Below are 2,799 nucleotides of genomic sequence, written 5' to 3'. Positions count from 1 at the left end.
AAGCAAATTCGTTATACAGATTATTGCAGCCTCTCTTATCCCTCTATCCGGTCTATGGATCAATAATCTGTATGGTCTTTTCGGAATTGATGAACTCACCCCCTGGCTGGGAATCCCCTTTACCATTTTACTAACAGTATTCATTGTCAATGCAATCAATCTGATAGATGGCATCGATGGGTTGGCGTCCGGGTTAAGCAGCATATCGCTTTTAACTCTCGGAAGTTTATACCTTTATTACGATCAATGGATCTATGCCATGCTTGCTTTTTCGACATTGGGAGTACTACTCCCCTTCTTCTATTACAATGTATTTGGTAAAGTAAATCGTTGCAAAAAGATATTTATGGGAGATACCGGTAGCCTGACATTAGGCTACATACTTGCCTTTTTAGCTATCGCTTATACCAACAACAATTCCGAAAGAGCTCCTTATACCGAAGGAGCCATCGTTGTCGCCTTTTCAACATTGATTGTTCCCATGTTCGATGTATTCCGAGTCATATTGGTACGTGCCCGAAATCATAAAGGGTTATTCAATGCAGACAGAAACCATATACATCATAAATTTTTGGATATGGGCTTCAGTCCGCGCAAAGCAATGATCAGCATATTGGCGATGGCATTATCTTTCAGTGTCATCAATATGACATTAATATCCTATGTAAATAACAATATTTTGTTTATAATGGATATTGTTGTTTGGGTTGGGTTGAATGTGTGGTTTGATCGGATCAGGGATAAAAATAATTTATCGGGAAAGTTAAAGGATAAAATCTGATTTTCTTTGGAATGATACACTTCTTTATAGAGACTTTAAAGAATAAGTTACGTAATAACAGGATCATCGCCAAGAACACAGGATATTTGACTATCATAGAATGTGTACGTATCTTTATGCCTTTTGTAGCCATGCCTTACATTATAAGGACGGTTGGTATGGAGAAGTATGGGATGGTAGCTTTAGCACAAACTATTATTCAATATTTTAGTGTGGTCATCAATTTTGGTTTGGACATCTCTGCGGTAAAAGATGTTTCAGTCCATCGTAGCGACAAGCTAGCATTGAACAGGATTGTTTCTACTGTGCTATTTATCAAATTGTTGCTATTTTTACTCTGTTCACTTGTGTTACTGATCGGAATGTTGACCGTTCCGTTTATGGAACAGAATAAACCTCTGATTTTTTTTGCATTTCTGACTTGCTTGTCGGAGCTATTATTTCCTGTGTGGTATTACCAAGGGATTGAAAAGATGAAATACATCACCCTTGTCCGCTCCAGTTCCATATTGTTTTATACGATTTCCGTATTTATATTTATACATAGCGAGGGTGATTATCCGCTGGTTGCACTTCTACAGTCCATGGGAAATGTACTGGCAGGGATAATTTCTTTTTATTGTCTGTTGAAGCTGGAAGGTATACGTTTGGCAGTGCCCGGTTGTGCGATGATACGGCAGATGTTCTTTGAGAGCGTACCTTTCTGGTTCTCACGCATGTCGGTCATCTTCAATACCAATTTAGCAAAGACCGTGAGCGGCATATTTTTCACGATGGAGAGCGTAGCGGCTTTCGAATTAGCGCAAAAAGTTTCCAATGCTGTCCGTATCCCTACCAACATGCTCAACCAAGCCGTGTACCCCCATATTGCCCGTACACGAGATAAGCGTTTCGTGGTTCACTTTCTTTGGCTCAATATCTTGTTTGCCTTTGTACTGAGTACTGTCATATTTGTAGCATCTCCGCTATTGGTATCTCTTTTCACGGGGACAAAAGTTCCGGAAACTATTTCTTTGATGCGCATATTCTGTCTATACACGTTCTGCACAAGTATTACGATATGTCTTGGGTCCACGACATTGGTTGCGTTCGGGCATCCTAAGCCTTTCAATAATAGTGTTATATACAGCACTTTTGTACTAGTATTCATCTATTCGTTACTCTATTGGATGAATTTGTTTACTATATGCAATTTTGCATTAGCATTGGTTTTAACAGATATTTTTGTTCTGTTTTATCGTCTCTATTACTGCCGTTTATACAGAATCTTGACCTTTGGAAAATTATGATATATATCCTTTTATTCACATATTATGTATGCTTGGCACTAGTGTACGATGTTGGTCAGTATCAAAGGCATAGACAGCTACATTTTTTTATTTCGCTAGCCTTAATGATCCTTGTCAGTGGGCTGCGATATAGGATAGGTAGCGATACAGTGGTGTATATGGATGATTTCAAATACTATCCGGATTTATTTCATTTACAATGGAACGATTTTTCAGATGTTCGTTACGATCCTTTTTGGGTACTGCTTAACGTTTGTTGTAAAACCCTTTGTAATGATTTCTTTTTGGTGCAGTGTGTCGTAAGCATGATCCACATAGTCATTTGGGGTAAGTTCGTCAAAAAAGTTTGTCCTACACTTTGTTTTTCTATGGTCTTGTTCTATTATATGTTTGAATATACCAAGCAGAATATGGAAGTGATGCGTGAAGCTGTGGCTTTGGCCTTTTTCTTGCTCGCCATATTAGCCTTGAATGAACATAAAACTTGGAAAGTTATGCTATATGTTATCACTGCTTTTTTGTTCCACAAATTTTCGCTGGTGGTCTTTGGGCTTTTCTTTGGTTTTTATCTGGTCTATTCTTTAAAAAAGATATACGTCTTACCCGTTATTGCTTTTTTTATTATAATGCCTATTGTCCAAAGAGACTGGATTTATACAATTATAGAAAATATTCTTTCATTAGATACTATTTTTACTAAGGGTTTAATCTTTTATGTCACTTCCGATC

Annotated in this window: 3 protein-coding genes; all 3 read left to right on the top strand. The window is 37.6% G+C overall.

The window, feature by feature from the left end:
* Nucleotides 1-781 (top strand): MraY family glycosyltransferase (locus DXA15_RS24725; RefSeq protein WP_147349108.1); only part of this gene is annotated, 781 nt, incomplete at its 5' end.
* An 11-nt stretch (nt 782-792) separates the two neighbouring features.
* A complete protein-coding gene (locus DXA15_RS24720) occupies nt 793-2,070 on the top strand; it encodes an oligosaccharide flippase family protein (protein WP_128135808.1) in 1,278 nt (425 codons plus the stop codon).
* A partial coding sequence (locus DXA15_RS24715) for an EpsG family protein (RefSeq protein ID WP_147349107.1) occupies nt 1,968-2,799 on the top strand: 832 nt, incomplete at its 3' end. The genes DXA15_RS24720 and DXA15_RS24715, both read left to right, overlap by 103 nt.

The sequence above is a fragment of the Parabacteroides sp. AM58-2XD genome (assembly GCF_003463685.1).
Lineage (GTDB): Bacteria > Bacteroidota > Bacteroidia > Bacteroidales > Tannerellaceae > Parabacteroides > Parabacteroides segnis.
This window is presented reverse-complemented; position numbering and strand designations above follow the sequence as displayed.